We start from the raw sequence: 17,447 nt of genomic DNA on the forward strand, positions 1-17,447 counted from the left end.
TTTTGTAAGATACTAGAAGGGATGAAATATTATATGGACATACTTGATGATATAGCAGAATGCATATTAAATATGGGTGTAGACAATATAGAAAATTTAGTGAAAATTGCTATAGATAAAAATATTGATGTAGAAGATATTTATGAATATGGTTTAAACAAAGGTATGATAGGAGCTTTAGATAAATTTGAGAACAAAGAATACTATCTTTCAGAAGTTATAGTATGTACAGATGCACTAAATAAAGGAATTAATCTTTTGAAAGGGACTGGAAAAGTAAAGGAGAAATCAAAGGGCGTAATTCTGATGTCTGTAGTAGAAGGAGATACCCATGAGATAGGAAAAAACATTGTAAAAGTAATGGTAGAAGCTACTGGATATAAAGTTATTGATTTAGGTGTAAATAGAAAAAGTAAAGATATAATAGAAGAGGCCATAAAAAACAATGTTGATATAATAGGCTTATCTTCAATGATGACAACGACTATGGAGAACATGAAGTCAGTTATAAATGAACTTAATAGGATTAAGATAGATAAAAAACCAAAAGTAATAATTGGTGGAGGTCCTGTAAGTATGGAGTTTGCAGAAGAAATAGGAGCAGATGGATATAGCTCAAATGCTCCAAAAGCAGTCAAATTAATAAACAAACTTATAGGAGGTGAAGTTTAAGATGTTTTCAGATATGACTTTACTTCAATATATAAACAGTGAGGATAGAGGCTTCTTTTTGCCTGATATGGGTACAAATGGATTATTTTTAATAAATAAAAAGGCATATGAAGTATATGATAGTGTAGATACGCAGTTAGAATTAGCAAAGACTATGGACAAGTATTTTGAATCAGATTTTATATATTCATTCTGTGATGGGATTACGTTTTGTGAGACTTTAGGTCTAGAGACACTAAGACCGGATTATGATTTTCCAAGTGTATTAACACATACTATAACTGATAGGGAAAAATTAAGAAAACTAGAAGTTCCAGACCCTTATACAAGTGGACGTATGCCACTTAATATAGAAAGTTTGTCACTTATATCAAAAAGTATAAAAAAACCATTGTATGAAGCTATACAAGGTCCATTTACACTTGCAGGCCAGCTAGCTGGAGCTACACAACTTTTGAGATATATAATAACTGATAAAAAATTTGTAGAAGAGTTATTGGAATTTACAACTGAGTTGGTAAGAAGATATGCTGTGGCTGCAAATAAAGCAGGAGCTAAGTATATTTCAATAGCAGAACCAACATCAGTGACTTTAAGCAAAGATAGATTTGATGAGTATATAGTAAAAAATTTAAATAAAATATACGATGAGCTTGATTGTTGGAAAGGGATGCATATATGTGGAGATACTAGGGAATTATTAGACAATATGTTAAGTTGTAATATAGATGCAGTAAGCTTAGACCAAATTTTGGACTATGAAGAAATTGCTCCAATGATTCCTAGAGATATAGTATTGATTGGTAACTTGGACCCAATAAAGCTTCTTGGTCGCTCTAACCCAGATAAGATTAGGAGAGAGACACTAAAGTTGTTAAAGAAGATGAGAGGATATGACAATTTCTTATGCAACTTTGGATGTAACTGTTTAAATACTACCCCAGTAGAAAACTTACAAGCAGCTATAAAGGCAGGAAGAATTAGTTATAAAGAATTAGATAGGATTGATATTAATGAATTATAATAGTAATAAAGATAAATCTTTTTTAGAATCTCTAAATCTAGAAGACATTTTTATAGATAAGAACATTGTGCTAAAGTTTTTGGGGTATGGAAATAGGAAGGCTCCAGATACGATTAATGAAATCGTTGAAAAAGAAATAAAAAATATAAATGATAGCTTAGATATTAAGATATATATGAGTGAGATTGATATTGATAAAATGCCTAAAAAGTGTAAAAAAGCATTTGCTATACTATACACAATAGGAGATAAGATTGATATCAAGATGAACGACTATATGGAAAATTGTAATATGATGGCAGGGTTAGCACTGGATAAAATAGGAGTAGTGTGTTTAGATTGTATTAATGAAAAAATAAAGAGGTACTTAAAAGAAGAATATAATAATCTCAATATATCATACGAAATATATCCAGGAGATAAAGATTTTGAGGTTGAGAAACAGAGAGAGATTTATAACTATATAAAAAATAAATATAATAATGTAGAAATAGAAATCAATGATTATCACCAACTATCACCTATAAAGAGTGTGGCAATGCTTATTTTAATGGGAGATGAGGAAAATCTCGAATCAAGATGTAGTAAATGTCCTCAAAAATGCTTTTAGCTATTTTTAAGATTGAAACTTGTTTTATGTATAAATTGCAATAATTTTTTTAGTTACTATATTTATAAACTAAAAAAATTATTGCAAAATAATAATATTCCACTTGATATGTTGGTAATTCACAAACTAAATAATTTTCTTCAACTCAATCAGACTACTTATTTCATAAGTTGGTGAATAGTTAGTATTATTTATACTGTTATTGAAATTTAACCAACAAGTATCTATTCCTGAATTTATTCCTCCTAAAATATCTGATGTCAAACTATCACCAATCATTAATACAGAAGATTTATCACAACAATCAAATTTTTTAAGTGCATATTTAAATATTTCAGGATTTGGTTTTGATACTTTTAATTCCTCAGAGACAATTATTCCATCGATATACTCTTTTATTTCTGAATTTTTAAGCCTTTTGTTTTGAACTTCAGATATTCCATTTGTTATTATAATTATTGTGTATTTTTTCTTGAGATATGATAATATATTAACTGCTCCTGGAATTAAAAATGTACATTCACTTAAAAAATTTAAGTACATTTTGCTAAGAGTTTTAGGGTCAACATCTAATTTCATTTCATCTGCAAAAAGTTTAAATCTAAGCAATTTAAGTTCGTCTAAAGTTACGATATTTTTTTCAAGGTCAAGCCAAAGTTTATCACTTATATTTCTATATATTTCTATACATTTCTCATAATCAAGTCTCAAACCAAATTCAGATAGGAGTCTTTTAAAAGCATGTGATTCACTCTTCTTAAAATCAAATAAAGTATCATCTGCATCAAAAAATATAAATTTATATGTTTTCATAAGTTTTATTCCTCTATAAAATAACTGCAAAAATTACTTTACTTTCGCTATTTGAATTGTTTTGCCATTTGTGTTTTGTTCCCAGAGGAACTTTAACACTATCTCCTTTGAATAGAGTGAATTCATCATCATCCATAAAAAGTTTGACTTCTCCATCCAAAACATATGCAATCTCGTCTCCATTGTGAGTAATCCTATCTACACAAGAAGAGGTATTTGGAGCTAAATCCATAATTGCAAATTCTAAATTGCTACTAGAGTCTGGAATTAAAACTTCATATACAACGTCATTGCTTCCAGGCAAAATAACTTTTTTTCTACTATCATGTCTTACTATTAAGCTTTTTTTATCTACCTCAGATACAAAAAATGTAAATAGAGGAACATTTAGAGAAGATGCTATAGACTTTAATGAATTTACAGATGGATTAGCAAGGCCTCTTTCTATTTGGCTTAATAATGATGGTGTAACATCAGCTAGTTTTGCTAAATCTCTAATACTTAAATTTTGTTTTTTTCGAACTTCAGCTATTTTTTCTCCTAAATTTAAATCATTCATATGAATATCCCTTCTTTTTCATTTTAAAAAATATTATCCTAAAATAATCAAATAAAAAGATTATACAGTATGAAATTATTATAACATATAGAATGTATTTTTGAAAAAATAATGTTCAATCTAATTGAATAAATTAAAATATAATTGACAAGTGAATACAGAATACTTAAAATATATTTAAATAAAATTAAATTAAGTAAAAAATAATTAACCTATGATAGGAGGGAGTATTATGCAAATAACAACTTTTGGAGCTATATTTGGCTTATTAGTAGCAATTATTTTAATTATAAAAAAATTTCAAGCTGTTTATAGTTTAATGTTAGGAGCATTTATTGGAGGAATAGTTGGAGGAGCAAATATAACACAAACTGTAGATTTTATGGCAACTGGGGCTATGAACATTTCACCATCAATTCTTAGAGCTTTAGCATCAGGAGTATTAGCAGGAAGTTTAATAAAAACAGGGGCAGTAGATAAAATATCAGAACAGATTGTAAAAATATTAGGAGAAAGGAGAGCTTTGCTTTCAATTGCCGCTTCAACTATGGTACTTGCTGGAGTAGGAGTAAATCTGGATGTATCTATAATAACAGTGGCGCCTATAGGATTATACATAGGTAGAAAATTAAATTATTCCAAACTATCAATACTTTTAGCAATGTTAGGAGGAGGGAAAGCAGGTAATATCATATCGCCAAATCCGAATACTATAGCAGTGGCAGGTAACTTTTCTGTTAACCTATCTAGTGTTATGATTGCTAATATAATTCCAGCAATTGTTGGAATTGTGATTACAATTATTTTAGCAAGTATGCTAACAAACAAGGGGAATAAAGTAGAATCATACGAAATCTTAGAACAAAGAGAAAATTTACCAAGCTTATTTAAATCATTATGTGGTCCAGTTGTAGCAATATTCTTATTGTTCCTGGGGAATATATCTCCAATAGTCATAGACCCTATGATAGCTCTTCCAATAGGAGGAATAGTAACCTTAATTGCCACAGGAAATATGAACAATTCAAGAGAGTATTTAGCCTTTGGATTATCTAAAATGCAAGGTGTTTGTATATTATTACTTGGAACAGGAACTATTGCAGGAATTATACAGGTTTCTGAATTGCAACAGAGCACAATAAGTATCCTGCAATTTTTAAATATGCCACAATTTTTATTAGCACCAATTTCAGGTATACTTATGTCATTAGCAACAGCTTCATCAACAGCTGGAGCTACTATAGCATCATCAACTTTTTCTGATGCTATAATAAATGGAGGTCTGTCACCAATTTCAGGAGCATCAATTGTAAATGCAGGCTCTAGTGTGTTTGAGCAATTACCACATGGCTCATTATTCCATACTAGTGCAGGCAGTATAAATATGGATATAGGAGAAAGGTTTAAATTAATTCCATATGAAGCATTAATAGGAATAGTGATGACTATAGTTTCAACATCTATCCAATTAATTTTATAATAAATACAAATATTTAATGAAAAAGTAGGATTTTGTTATTAAATATTGAATTTAATAATAAAAAGAAGATTGGAGTTTTAAAGTGAATAAAAAAAAGATAGTTATTATGGGCATTATTTATTCTTTTTTAGTGGTATTTTCACTTACAAATATGTATGTAAATACGGAATATAATCTCAATATATTTGAATATATTAAAAAATCACTACCATTTACAAAAGAAGAAAAAGAATGGTTGGAGGAACATGATAATTTGGTGTATAGTTCTGACCAAAGTTCTCCTCCTTTGAGGTATGAAGGTAAAGAAGATGGGCAGTATAAAGGAATCATTGTCGACTTAATGAATTCTTTGTCAATTCAAATTGGTAAAGACTTTTATTTTAAACCAAATACTTGGTGGAAAGAATCTTTCATAAATTCGGTAGATAATAGTATAAAATTCTTCGATTTAATTCCATCAGAAGAAAGAGCAAAAAAATTTATATTTACAGACCCAATATATACTTTAAGTGCAAATATACTAAAAAATGAGAAATCTCAAGACATAAGTAGTTATATGGATTTAAAGGGAAAGACAATTGCGATACCAGAAGGTGACTATTCTATAAACTTTTTAGAACAAAAAGTTAAAAACACAAATATAGTATTAACTCCAGATATAAAGACTGGGGTTAATCATTTAATATCAGGGAGAGTAGATGCAGTTGTAGGTGATGAACCAGTATTACGATATTATATAAGTAATTATGGACTTTCAGATAAATATGATGTTTTAACTAATCCTATTTATACTAAAAAAGCTGTTCTTGCTGTACCTAAACAATATGAAGAATTGGTCAGTATTCTAAATAAAGGGATTTTCAAACTTCAAAAAAATGGAGTATATAAAGACTTAAAGAAAAAGTGGTATTTTGCATATAATGATGTTGATGATATATTGTATGAAAGAGGAATTGTGCCAAGTATTTATCTTTTTATAGGTATAATTTTAATATCAATTTATATTTTTTATAGCTATACATATTTGTTAAAGATAGAAATAAAAAGAAAAACAAAAGAAGTACTAGAAAATAAAAAGACTTTAGAAGCTACATTTAATAGTATTACAGATATAATAATGCTTATAGATGAAAATTACAAAATAGTAGAATCAAACAAAGTTCTATCTGATTTTGTGAATGAAATAAGTTACAAAAGAGAAGATTTAATTAACCTTATGAAGGGAATTATTGAAAAAACATTTTCTGAAAGCACCCATAAAACAAATGAAATTGAATTACATAATAAGATTTTAAAGATAAGTACTTTTCCTGTAGAATATAAAAAAAATAATATTGAGTATATAGTGGTTCTAATTAAGGATATAACGAAGGATAAGATAGTAGAGGCAAAGTTACTTAGGGAGAACAAGATGATATCTATAGGTCAGCTAGCTTCTGGTGTAGCACATGAGATAAGAAATCCTCTAGGGATAATAAGAAACAATTGTTATCTTTTAAAAGATGATGTTACAATGGAAGAAGTAAATGACTGTGTAAAATCTATAGAAAGTAATGTAGATAGAGCAAGCAACATAATAACAAACCTGTTAAATTTCGCAAGAATATCGGATGATAATTTAGAAAATATAAATATAAGAAATTTTATTGAAAACATAGTGAAGCTTCAATATAAAATCTTGCAGTTAAAGAATGTTGAAATAAAAATAGAGTGTAATAAGAATTTAGTATGTTATATAAATGGAGAATCACTAAAACATGTATTTATAAATTTAATTTCTAATTCGGTAGATGCAATACATGAAGGTGGGCAAATTATTATAGACTGTTATGTAGAAAACAATTATTTGTTTATAGATTTTAAAGATAATGGTGAAGGAATAAAAGAAAATGCTTTGAAGGATATATTTAATCCTTTCTATACTACAAAACCAATAGGTGAAGGGACTGGTTTAGGCTTATACATTACTTATAATGAAATTAAAAAGAATAATGGAGATATAAGTGTAAAAAGTAAATTAGGTATTGGAACTTGTTTTCATATAAAGATTCCACTAAATAAAGAGGTGACTATATAATGAAAATACTAGTAGTTGATGATGAGCTAGAGTATGGAACGGTAATGAAAAAAATTCTACAAAAGAATGGTTATATTGTAGATATAGCACTAAATGGGGAAGAAGCTATAAGTATCATTAAAAAAGATAAGAATTATGACTTGGTTTTATCTGATGTTATGATGAAAAATATGGATGGGGTACAGCTATTAGACAGAATTAAATCTATTAATAAGAGTATAGAAGTTATATTAGTTACAGGATATGGAAGTATTGAAAATGCAGTTGATGCTATGAAAAGAGGTGCGCTATCTTATTTTATAAAGAGCAATCCTATTGAAAATTTATTAGAAGAAATTGAAAAGGTAAAAGCAGTGAAAGCATCAATTTCTACACAAAAGAATAATTTAGAGTTTACTTTAGAATCCAAAAATAGGAATTTCAATGATGTCATAAAAATTGCAGAAAAAGCTGCTTGTAAGGATGTTAATATATTAATTTTGGGAGAATCTGGTGTGGGGAAGGATATACTAGCCAGGTACATACATAGTATAAGTCCAAGAAGGAACGAGATATTTGTACCTGTAAATTGTTGTGCTTTTTCAGAAAATTTATTGGAGTCTGAGTTGTTTGGTCATGAAAAAGGTTCTTTTACAGGAGCCGTGGATAGTAGAAAAGGTAGGTTTGAGCTTTCAAATAAAGGAACTTTATTTTTAGATGAAATAGGAGATATACCTTTAAATGTTCAAGTAAAATTACTGAGAACACTTGAAGATAAATCTATAGATAGAATAGGAAGTAATAAATCAATTAAAGTTGATTTTAGGTTAATTTGCGCAATGAATAAGGAACCAAAAGTAGAAATATCAAACGGAAATATAAGAGAAGATTTTTTTTATAGAATAAGTACAATCACAATAACTATACCACCATTAAGAAGTAGAAGAGAAGATTTAAATACACTTATAGAATTTTTCTTAAATAAGTATCAAAATGAACATGATAAAAAAGTATATTCAATTGATAAGGAAGTAATGGATTTTTTATTAAATTACAATTATCCTGGAAATATAAGAGAATTAAAAAATATAATAAATAGGCTTGTAGTCTTAAGTGAAGAAGGTAATTTATCAAAAGATAATTTAAATTTAATATCAAATAATGTGTATATAGATGAAAAAATAAGTATTAGACCTCTAAGAGAAATAAGAAAAGAATTTGAATGTGAGTATATTGAAAAGGTTTTATCTTTATGTGGAAATAATGTGTCAAACACAGCTAAAAAATTAGAAATTAGTAGAAGGCAATTAACTAATAAAATATCAGAATATAATATTAAGTGAGAAAAAAACTTCTCATTAAATGAGAAAAAAACTTCTCAAACTCTATTAAAAGATAAGTAGAAAAAACATACTTATCTTTTTTTATTATAATTTTAAAATTTAAGATTTACAATAATTATTGTTAAATTCAATACTTATAAAACTTAGAAATGAAAATCTCTATAACATTAATAAATATAATACACATCTTAAATAATTGGCATAGAAAATGCTTTATATATGAATAAACGTAATAATAAATACTTTTAATTGCGATTAAATATATTAAGGGGGATTTTCATATGAAGCTAGAGCTAGGGAATATATTTATAAAAAATGTTGAATTTGGAGAAAAGACGGAAGTAAAAAATGGAGTATTATATGTGAATAGTAAAGAAATAGAAAAAATAGCCTTGGAAGATGAAAGAATTGTAAATGTAAATGTTGAACTTGCAAGACCTGGTGAGTCAGTAAGAATAGCTCCAGTTAAAGATGTAATAGAACCTAGAGTTAAAATTGGAGATGACAGTAAAATATTTCCTGGAATTATAAACAAAGTAAAGACTGTAGGAAGTGGAAGAACACATGTACTTTTAGGAGCTTGTGTTGTAACTTGTGGAAATATAGTTGGATTTCAAGAAGGTGTAATTGATATGAGTGGCCCTACTGCTAAATATACACCTTTTTCAAAAACAAATAATATATGTATTGTTATAAAAGCAAAAGATGGTATAGGTACTCATGACTATGAGGAAGCAGCTAGAATTGTTGGATTGAAAATAGGTGCATATATAGGTGAAGCAGGAAGAGAAGTTGAGCCAGATGAAATAATTGTATATGAGACAAAACCATTATTAAAACAAGTAAAAGAATATCCAGACCTACCAACAGTAGCATATGTTCATATGTTACAATCACAAGGACTTTTACATGATACTTATTATTATGGAGTAGATGCTAAACAAATAGTTCCTACTTTTATGTATCCAACTGAAATAATGGATGGAGCTATAATCTCTGGAAACTGTGTAGCACCATGTGATAAGGTCACTACATTCCATCATTTAAATAATCCAGTTATACATGACTTATATAAAAGGCATGGAAAAGATTTAAACTTTGTAGGTGTTATTTTGACCAATGAAAACGTATTCTTAGTTGATAAAGAGAGAAGTTCTGATATGGTGGCAAAATTAATAGAGTTTTTGGGTGTTGATGGAGTACTAGTTACAGAAGAAGGTTATGGAAATCCAGATACTGACTTAATGATGAATTGTAAAAAGTGTAGTGAAGTTGGAGCAAGTGTAGTTTTGATAACAGATGAATTTCCTGGGAAGGATGGAAAGAGTCAATCTATAGCAGATGCTACTAAAGAAGCAGATGCAGTTGTTTCTTGTGGTCAAGGAAACTTAGTGGTTCATTTTCCAGCAATGGAGAAAATTATAGGAACTTTGGAATATGTTGAAATGATGATTGGTGGGTATAAAGGGTGTTTAAATGATGATGGAAGTATGGATGCAGAACTACAAATAATAATAGCTTCAACTATAGCAAATGGTTATAATCATCTGACAGCAAGATATTATTAAATAAATGGTTAAATATAGAGTTTTGTTAGAGTAATAATTGGTCTAATTAATGTATAACTATAAAGTGTTTTGGAGGGTTAAGATATGAGTAAAATCAGAGTGGTTCATTATATAAATAATTTCTTTGCTGGTATAGGAGGAGAAGAAAAAGCAGACATTCCACCAGAGAAAAGAGAGGGAGCAGTAGGACCTGGAATGGCATTTCAAAGTCAATTTAATGATGATGCAGAAATAATTTCAACTGTAATTTGTGGAGATACGTATTTTGGAGAGAATATTGAAAGTGCAACTCAAGAACTTTTAAAAATGATAAAAGACGAAAAACCTGATTTATTTATTGCAGGGCCTGCGTTTAATGCAGGTAGATATGGAGTAGCTTGTGGAGCTATTTGTAAAGCAGTTGAAGATGAGCTAAATATTCCTGCAATTACAGGAATGTATAAAGAAAATCCTGGAGTAGACATGTTTAAGTTAGATTTACACATAATATCTACTGGAAATTCAGCAGCTAGTCTTAGAAAAGTAGTTCCAATAATGATAAAGCTAGGTCTTAAACTGGTTAGAGGAGAAGAAATAGGTCCTCCTGAAGAAGAAGGATATATAATGAGAGGAATAAGAAAAAATTTCTTCCATGAACTTAGAGGTTCTGAAAGAGCAATTGATATGTTGGTTAAAAAGATGCAGGGAGAAAACTTTGAAACTGAGTATCCAATGCCTGAGTTTGATAGGGTTACACCTATGAAGCCTATTAAGGATTTATCTAAAATAAAACTTGCACTAGTAACTTCTGGAGGGATAGTTCCAATTGATAATCCAGATAAAATTGAGTCTTCAAGTGCTACTAAGTATGGAATTTATGATTTAACAGATATGGATTCTATGTCAAATAAAGATTTTACAACTATACATGGAGGTTATGATAGAGCATATGTACTTGAAAATCCAAATTTAGTTGTTCCACTAGATGTAGTTAGGGAACTTGAAAAAGAAGGTATAATTGGAGAATTGGCAAATTATTTTGTTACTACTACAGGAACAGGAACAAGTGTTGGAAATTCCAAAAGGTTTGGGGAAGAGTTTTCAAAGAAACTTTTAGAAGATAATGTGGATGCTGTAATTTTAACATCTACATGAGGTACTTGTACTCGTTGTGGAGCAACGATGGTAAAAGAGATAGAAAGAGCTGGTATAGCAGTTGTTCATATTTGTACTGTAGTACCAATATCACTTACAATAGGAGCTAATAGGATTGTTCCAGCAGTGGGAATACCATACCCACTTGGAAATCCTAATCTAGGAGAAGAAGAAAGTAAAAAGATTAGAAAGAAGATAGTTTTAAAAGCTTTAAATGCCTTAAAAGAGGATATAGAAACTCAAACCGTATTTGAATAATAAAAATAATATAACACTTTAATTAAAATTGATATCATAAAATAGTTTTTTTAAATTATTTTATGATATCTTTTTTTATTATGCAAATTTAAATATAGTAAGAATTATTTATATATGTATAAATTAGGCTTATAAAATGATAAATTAATTTGACTTAATCTTGATACATAAATTTAAATTAGATATACTATGAAAAGTGAGGTTATTACATTTTGGAACATATATTCAACATGTTAGAACAGTTTAATTGAATAGAAAAAATTAACTTTATATAATAATTAGAATAATAACAAGAAAGAAGGTGTATATATTGATTTCAATTGCCATTTGTGATGATGAATCATACATGTTAAATCATATAAAAGAAAATGTACAATTATATATGAAGCAAAATAATCTACTGTGTAATATAGAACTTTTTGATAAAGCAGAAGATTTACTATACAATCACGAAAAGTTTAGCATTATCTTTTTAGATATACAAATGAAAGAGATTAATGGAATGCAGACAGCTAGAAAATTAAGAGCATATGGTAATGATTGCTTTATAGTTTTTGTTACAGTTTTAAATGAATTTGTATATGATGCTTTTGAAGTAGATGCTATAAATTATCTGATAAAACCATTATCTAATGAGAAACTATATAAAACCTTGGATAGGATAGTTATAAAACTTGAGAATAATGAAAATAATTATATCACAATACAAAGAGGTTATTCATATTGGCGATTGAAAATTGTAGATATTTTATATTGTGAAGTCATAAAAAGAAAGATTTACGTTCACTTAAAAAAAGAGACTATAGATTATTATGGAACCATTGATAATTTAGAGAGAAGTTTGCCAACAAACTTTTTTAGATGTCACCGTAGCTATATAATCAATTTGCAATCTGTATATGGGTATGAAAATGGTAATGCAGTTATGGAAAATGGAGACAAGATACCAGTTTCTAGACTACGCCAACAAATATTTTCAGAAGCTATGCTTGAATTTATGAAAAATAGGAGGAGATAGTATGATTAATTTATTTTCTTCTGATTTATTTTTAAAGTATAGTTTTTTATTTTCTTTTATCATATATAGACTTTTGATGGTAATATTGCAATACTATTTTCTAATTAGTTTTACAAATACTAATTCAAAACATTGGAGTTTTATTTTGTATTCGCTAGTTTCATTTCTGTTAATCATCATAGATATATATTTTAATTTAAATAATTTATTTTCTTCACAGATTCTATTTCTTCTTATGACTTTTTTATTTGTGAATTACATCATAAAAAAATCTACAGTTTTATCTATAGTATCATCTCTATTAGTATATATAATTGAACAGTTAGTATATGGATTTATAGCTCCATTAAATTATCTTATATTTCTTAGTAATGCAAATACAAATATTTATAAATTTTATATAAATGTTGGGATATCATCTTCAATTACTATTATAATAGCTGGATTTATATATTGCTATAGTGCTAAAAAATTTAATATTGAAGTTGTAAAATTTGATAAGTATTTAGTAATTTTAATAACTCCATTGTTATTTATAATATTATTTATGAGAGCATTTAAAAGTAGTTCATATATAAATATAGATACAAAACTTCAGACTGCAAAATTGTTGTTAAATACATCTTTGACTGAAGCAATACAAGCATTTCTTTTTTCTATAATTGGAACTATATGTGTATTTTTTTCTCTATTTACCTTTAAGAAACTTATGCAATCTTTAGAAGCAGATAAAGAGAAGGAAATTATGAATCAACTAATTTATGCTCAAAAAAGCTATATTGAAGAAGCTAAGTCACGGTTATCACAAACTATATCATTTAGACATGATTTTAAGAATCATTTAGCTATTGTCAATGGATTATTGAAAAAAGGACAAATTTCAAAAGCACAAGATTATTTAAATAAACTTGAAAAAGTGACAAGTGACCTGTCTTTTTCTTGCCATACACAAAATGTTGTCATTGATGCTCTTTTTAATAATAAATTGAGTGTAGCAAAGCAATTAGGAATACAGGTGGATTGTGAAGTAATCATACCACAAGACACTAATATGAAGGATTTTGATCTATGTATAGTATTTGCAAATGCTATTGATAATGCAATTAAAGCCTGTAGGCTTGTAGATAAACAAAATAGGTATTTAAAGCTTTCTAGCAAGCTAGAAGGTGGATTTTTTTTGATAGAAATAAAGAATAGTTATAACCCAATAAATAATTATACAAGTGGCTCAGGTATAGGAATTTCAAATATAAAAGAAATTGCAAAGAAATATCAAGGAGCTATAAGTATAGATAATACATCGGATTATTTTCAAATAAGTATAATGTTAGTTATTTCATTACAACATATTGATATTTGAGAACAATTCAGTTGAAAATAAACTTTGTAAGCAATACTATGTATTTAAATAAAAAAGTTTAACATATAGAGAAAATAGGAGGTTGCTAAAATGAAAATAGGAAATATAAGTGGTCAAGCACCAATTACAAATAGTTCAGATAATTGTCAGACTGAGATACAAAGTTTAGAACAAAAGAAAAAAGTATTGCAAGATGAAATAGAGAAAGTAAAAAGTAATAAGAGTATTGACAGTGAAACAGCCAAGTTAAAAATAGAAAGTTTAAAAAAAGAAATAGAAGAGATTGAAAATAAAATTCAAGAGCTAAAAGGAAATAAAGCACAAGAAGCAAATGGAGAACAAAATAATATTTCAGAAGTAAACAAGGACCTATTAGAGAAAGGGAAAGAACCTTTTACTAATGAAAATATAAAAACATTGTATGATGTTTTTGAGAGAAGTGATGAAGGAGAGCAATGGGATAATACATATAGTCTTGTTCAAGATGATAAAGATTTAAAAGTGAAATTTAATAGACCAATATAGTTTATTTATAAAAATAGTTTTTATTTTGTACTATTAAGGAATAGTATCCATAGATATATTTATTTGCAATTAACATACCTATGGATATTTATATGTGGTTTTATAAGAGTATTATTTATGAGTCTGTATTAATGATTTTTATACTGATGTAGTATCAATTTAAGGTTATCTATACACATAAAAAAAGAGATTTTAAAATCTCTTTTTTATTCTTATATATTAATTATTTTTTAAATTTATATTCTTTGCATCGGATTTTCTAATAGCCAAATCAAATCCTCTAAATCTAATCACTATAGGGTCATTAAGAGGAGCTATCTTTTTAACTTCAACCTCAGTGCCATCTATTAATCCTAAAGCTAGAAGTCTTTTCATAAGTTTTTCATTCCCAGCTATATTGTCTATAACTCCCTTTTGTCCAAGTTTTAAATTGTAAACAGTCATTATTAACACCTCCTAATGAAAATCATTATCAAATTCTATATTTATAATATATAACAAAAATAGCAAATTGTCAATATATAACAAAAAAATAAACATACTAACTTAGTATGTTTATGAAAAATAATATACAAGGGATACTGATAACATCTAGCAAAAATCCACTTACTAGTGGAACTACCAAAAATGCTTTTGGAGAATCACCATATTTTTGTGTCAAAGAGCTCATATTTGCTAAGGCATTTGGAGTAGCCCCTATTCCATGTCCAATTAAACCACTTATTATGATGGCAGAATCAAAGTCTTTTCCAAGAATTCTAAAGCAGATAAATACTGAAAATAGGATTATAAAAATCACTTGGAAAGTTACTATTAGAAGAATAGGAGGTAATAATGTAGATAATTCAAATAAATCTATATTCATAAGTGATAAAGTCAAAAAAATTCCTAATGAAAGTTCTTTTAGAAAATTAATAAGTTTAAAATTTAATTTCAGTATATTTATTTTATCATTTAAATTTCTAAAAATAACGGCTGAGAACATACAAGTTACGACAGAAGGTAAAAGAATATTAAACATTATATAAAATATTCTACTTATGATTTCTCCTGTATTTATGCAAATAAATATGATAAGTACCTGTTCTAAAAATATAGTTGGTGTTATTGTTTGAGAGAAGTCATTATTTCTTATTTTATTTGTCTTTCTATTGTAATTAGAATTTAATAAATCTATATCTGTTGAGGGTTTTAGTTTATATTTGTTTATTAAAAATCTAGCTACAGGACAGCCTAATATACCACCTATAATAAGTCCTATTGTTGCAGCAGATAGGCCAACTCCAACTGCTCCATTTACACCAAGATTTTCTATTGTAAGTCCAAATGCAGCAGAATAACCATGACCGCCTTCCATAGATACATTACCACACATAAGTCCTAAAAGAGGTTCAAGTTTTATAATCTTTGATATTGTAATAGCTAGGATATTTTGACAAAATGCAAGTACTCCACACAAAATCCAATATCTAAATAATACACTACCACCTTTTTTTATAAGGTTTATGCTTATTTCAATTCCTATTGTTGTAAAAAAGAAGGTTATAAAATTTGGCATTAAATTTCCACTTACAGATATATCTGCTAAATTAAAGTATTTAAGAAATAAGTTTAAAAAACAAAATAACAGACCTCCTATTACTGGAGCAGGTATACAGAAATTATTTAAAAAGTTAATTCTATTCTTTAATAAATTACCAATTAAAAAAAATAACATAGATAGTGTTAAGGTTTGTACCATATCAAGAGTTAAGGTAATCAAAATAAGTCCTCCTTTGTAATTTAAAATATTAATTGTATAATTTAAATTCTCATGTACTAGAATTTTATTATCAAATATATATTAATAAATGTATATTAATAAAAATCAGTAGATATAATTAGATAATCATAAATTAAATTAAAATATTTTAAAGAGATATAATTTTTTTAGAATGAAAAACCTTAGTATATTGATATAATAGAAATAAGACTTAAAAATATGTTTAGAATGTTATTAGTAGGAGGATAAAATGTTTAAAAATTTACCTAAGATAGATTTACATTGCCATTTAGATGGAAGTGTTAGAGTAGAAACTATGTTTGACATAGCTATTAAAGAGAAAATAGATTTACCTTCAGATAATATTGATGAAATAAAAAAATTAGCAAAAGTTTCTTTTAATTGTACTTCACTTGATGAATATCTAGAAAAATTTGATTTGCCTTTAAAAGTAATGCAATCTAGGGAAAATTTAAAAAGAATTGCTTTTGAACTTTTGGAAGATGCAAGTAAAGAAAATGTAAAATACATTGAAATTAGATTTGCACCATTACTTCACACCCAAAAAGGTATGAGTATTAAAAGCATAATTGAAAGTATAATAGAAGGTATTAGAGAAGCTGAAAGTATTTATGATATAAAAGGAAATTTGATATTAGGTTGTATGAGAACTATGACTTCAAAAGAGGCATTATTAGTAATTGAAGAAGGAAAATCATTTGTAAATAAAGGTGTTGTTGCAGTAGATTTATGTGGGCCAGAGAAAGAAGGTTTTTGTAAGGAATATGAGGGGGCTTTTAAATTAGCAAGAGAATATGGATATAAAGTTACAGTACATGCAGGAGAAGCAGCAAGTGGAGAAAATGTTGTAGATGCGATAAATATTTTAAAAGCGGATAGAATTGGTCATGGTGTAAAAATTAACAAACATAAAAAGGCCTATAATTTAGTTAAAGATAAAAAAGTATTACTTGAATTATGTCCAACTAGTAATGTACAAACTAAAACGGTAGATTCTTATGAGACACATCCATTTTATAATTTTTATAAAGATAATTTACATGTAAGCATAAATACAGATAACAGGACTGTATCGGATATAAGCTTAAATTCAGAACTAAATGTTATATTTAGTACATTTAAATTAGGATTAGAAGATTATAAATTAATGTACAGAAATACAGTAGAAGCTAGTTTTGCAGATGAAAAAACTAAAAAGTATCTAAATAGCTTAATTTAACAGATTAAGCTATTTAAACTTTAAA

16 protein-coding genes are annotated in these 17,447 nt (G+C 27.3%); 12 read left to right on the top strand and 4 right to left on the bottom strand.

From position 1 onward, the window contains the following. The first annotated feature begins 33 nt into the window (after nt 1-33). Genes ACTG46_RS09400 through ACTG46_RS09410 form a run of 3 tightly spaced genes read left to right on the top strand, consistent with a single transcriptional unit; the run spans nt 34 to nt 2,306 of the window. Complete coding sequence (locus ACTG46_RS09400; protein WP_479924000.1) at nt 34-672, top strand: cobalamin B12-binding domain-containing protein; 639 nt, start codon at nt 34-36, stop codon at nt 670-672. A 1-nt stretch (nt 673) separates the two neighbouring features. Continuing rightward, entirely contained in the window at nt 674-1,696 is a 1,023-nt protein-coding gene (locus tag ACTG46_RS09405) for a uroporphyrinogen decarboxylase family protein (protein WP_479924001.1), read from the top strand. Next, entirely contained in the window at nt 1,686-2,306 is a 621-nt protein-coding gene (locus ACTG46_RS09410) for a hypothetical protein (RefSeq protein WP_479924002.1), read from the top strand. The genes ACTG46_RS09405 and ACTG46_RS09410 overlap by 11 nt, the downstream gene beginning before the upstream one ends. Before the next feature lie 126 nt (nt 2,307-2,432). On the opposite strand, the gene ACTG46_RS09415 is transcribed toward ACTG46_RS09410, so the two are convergent. Next, nucleotides 2,433-3,119 carry a YjjG family noncanonical pyrimidine nucleotidase gene (locus ACTG46_RS09415; protein ID WP_054270215.1) on the bottom strand — a complete coding sequence of 229 codons (687 nt, stop codon included), beginning with the start codon at nt 3,117-3,119 and terminating at the stop codon, nt 2,433-2,435. 13 nt (nt 3,120-3,132) lie between these two features. Next, nucleotides 3,133-3,678, bottom strand: coding sequence for a helix-turn-helix domain-containing protein (locus tag ACTG46_RS09420; RefSeq protein ID WP_054270216.1), 546 nt, complete (start codon nt 3,676-3,678; stop codon nt 3,133-3,135). Nucleotides 3,679-3,910: 232 nt separating this feature from the next. On the opposite strand from ACTG46_RS09420, the gene ACTG46_RS09425 reads away from it, so the two are divergent. The 8 genes from ACTG46_RS09425 to ACTG46_RS09460 all read left to right on the top strand — a co-directional run bounded on the left by ACTG46_RS09425 (nt 3,911) and on the right by ACTG46_RS09460 (nt 14,420). Next, on the top strand, nt 3,911-5,158 hold the full coding sequence (locus ACTG46_RS09425) for a GntP family permease (protein ID WP_054270217.1): 1,248 nt from the start codon (nt 3,911-3,913) through the stop codon (nt 5,156-5,158). A gap of 82 nt (nt 5,159-5,240) precedes the next feature. Continuing rightward, nucleotides 5,241-7,235 carry an ATP-binding protein gene (locus tag ACTG46_RS09430; RefSeq protein WP_479924003.1) on the top strand — a complete coding sequence of 665 codons (1,995 nt, stop codon included), beginning with the start codon at nt 5,241-5,243 and terminating at the stop codon, nt 7,233-7,235. Further along, nucleotides 7,235-8,557 carry a sigma-54-dependent transcriptional regulator gene (locus ACTG46_RS09435; protein ID WP_479924004.1) on the top strand — a complete coding sequence of 441 codons (1,323 nt, stop codon included), beginning with the start codon at nt 7,235-7,237 and terminating at the stop codon, nt 8,555-8,557. Before ACTG46_RS09430 ends, ACTG46_RS09435 begins: the two co-directional genes overlap by 1 nt. A 281-nt stretch (nt 8,558-8,838) precedes the next feature. Next, entirely contained in the window at nt 8,839-10,125 is a 1,287-nt protein-coding gene (gene grdG, locus ACTG46_RS09440; protein ID WP_054270220.1) for a sarcosine reductase complex component B subunit alpha, read from the top strand. Between the two features lie 84 nt (nt 10,126-10,209). Beyond that, a complete protein-coding gene (gene grdF / locus ACTG46_RS09445) occupies nt 10,210-11,517 on the top strand; it encodes a sarcosine reductase complex component B subunit beta (protein WP_231300898.1) in 1,308 nt (435 codons plus the stop codon). Nucleotides 11,518-11,818: 301 nt separating this feature from the next. Further along, nucleotides 11,819-12,535: a LytR/AlgR family response regulator transcription factor gene (locus ACTG46_RS09450; RefSeq protein WP_223195665.1), complete on the top strand. Its 717-nt coding sequence runs from the start codon at nt 11,819-11,821 to the stop codon at nt 12,533-12,535. A gap of 1 nt (nt 12,536) precedes the next feature. Beyond that, the gene (locus tag ACTG46_RS09455) at nt 12,537-13,895 is read left to right on the top strand and encodes a sensor histidine kinase (protein ID WP_407811777.1); all 1,359 of its coding nucleotides are present in this window, start codon (nt 12,537-12,539) and stop codon (nt 13,893-13,895) included. 90 nt (nt 13,896-13,985) lie between these two features. After that, a complete protein-coding gene (locus ACTG46_RS09460; protein WP_407814027.1) occupies nt 13,986-14,420 on the top strand; it encodes a FlxA-like family protein in 435 nt (144 codons plus the stop codon). Nucleotides 14,421-14,639: 219 nt separating this feature from the next. Here ACTG46_RS09460 and ACTG46_RS09465 read toward each other — a convergent pair whose 3' ends face one another. Then, complete coding sequence (locus ACTG46_RS09465; RefSeq protein ID WP_021384566.1) at nt 14,640-14,864, bottom strand: FeoA family protein; 225 nt, start codon at nt 14,862-14,864, stop codon at nt 14,640-14,642. Between the two features lie 97 nt (nt 14,865-14,961). Then, nucleotides 14,962-16,182, bottom strand: coding sequence for a sodium/glutamate symporter (locus ACTG46_RS09470; RefSeq protein ID WP_407814026.1), 1,221 nt, complete (start codon nt 16,180-16,182; stop codon nt 14,962-14,964). Between the two features lie 250 nt (nt 16,183-16,432). On the opposite strand from ACTG46_RS09470, the gene add reads away from it, so the two are divergent. Further along, nucleotides 16,433-17,422, top strand: a complete 990-nt coding sequence (gene add, locus ACTG46_RS09475) for an adenosine deaminase (RefSeq protein ID WP_479924005.1) — start codon at nt 16,433-16,435, stop codon at nt 17,420-17,422. Nucleotides 17,423-17,447: the final 25 nt, after the last annotated feature.

Source organism: Clostridioides sp. LIBA-7678 (genome assembly GCF_056716065.1).

What these genes read in the sequence shown, in the direction of transcription:
- ACTG46_RS09400 (WP_479924000.1), top strand. Translation starts at nt 34, where the DNA reads ATGGACATACTTGATGATATAGCAGAATGCATATTAAATATGGGTGTA.
- ACTG46_RS09405 (WP_479924001.1), top strand. Translation starts at nt 674, where the DNA reads ATGTTTTCAGATATGACTTTACTTCAATATATAAACAGTGAGGATAGA.
- ACTG46_RS09410 (WP_479924002.1), top strand. Translation starts at nt 1,686, where the DNA reads ATGAATTATAATAGTAATAAAGATAAATCTTTTTTAGAATCTCTAAAT.
- ACTG46_RS09415 (WP_054270215.1), bottom strand. Translation starts at nt 3,119, where the DNA reads ATGAAAACATATAAATTTATATTTTTTGATGCAGATGATACTTTATTT.
- ACTG46_RS09420 (WP_054270216.1), bottom strand. Translation starts at nt 3,678, where the DNA reads ATGAATGATTTAAATTTAGGAGAAAAAATAGCTGAAGTTCGAAAAAAA.
- ACTG46_RS09425 (WP_054270217.1), top strand. Translation starts at nt 3,911, where the DNA reads ATGCAAATAACAACTTTTGGAGCTATATTTGGCTTATTAGTAGCAATT.
- ACTG46_RS09435 (WP_479924004.1), top strand. Translation starts at nt 7,235, where the DNA reads ATGAAAATACTAGTAGTTGATGATGAGCTAGAGTATGGAACGGTAATG.
- grdG (WP_054270220.1), top strand. Translation starts at nt 8,839, where the DNA reads ATGAAGCTAGAGCTAGGGAATATATTTATAAAAAATGTTGAATTTGGA.
- ACTG46_RS09455 (WP_407811777.1), top strand. Translation starts at nt 12,537, where the DNA reads ATGATTAATTTATTTTCTTCTGATTTATTTTTAAAGTATAGTTTTTTA.
- ACTG46_RS09460 (WP_407814027.1), top strand. Translation starts at nt 13,986, where the DNA reads ATGAAAATAGGAAATATAAGTGGTCAAGCACCAATTACAAATAGTTCA.
- ACTG46_RS09465 (WP_021384566.1), bottom strand. Translation starts at nt 14,864, where the DNA reads ATGACTGTTTACAATTTAAAACTTGGACAAAAGGGAGTTATAGACAAT.
- add (WP_479924005.1), top strand. Translation starts at nt 16,433, where the DNA reads ATGTTTAAAAATTTACCTAAGATAGATTTACATTGCCATTTAGATGGA.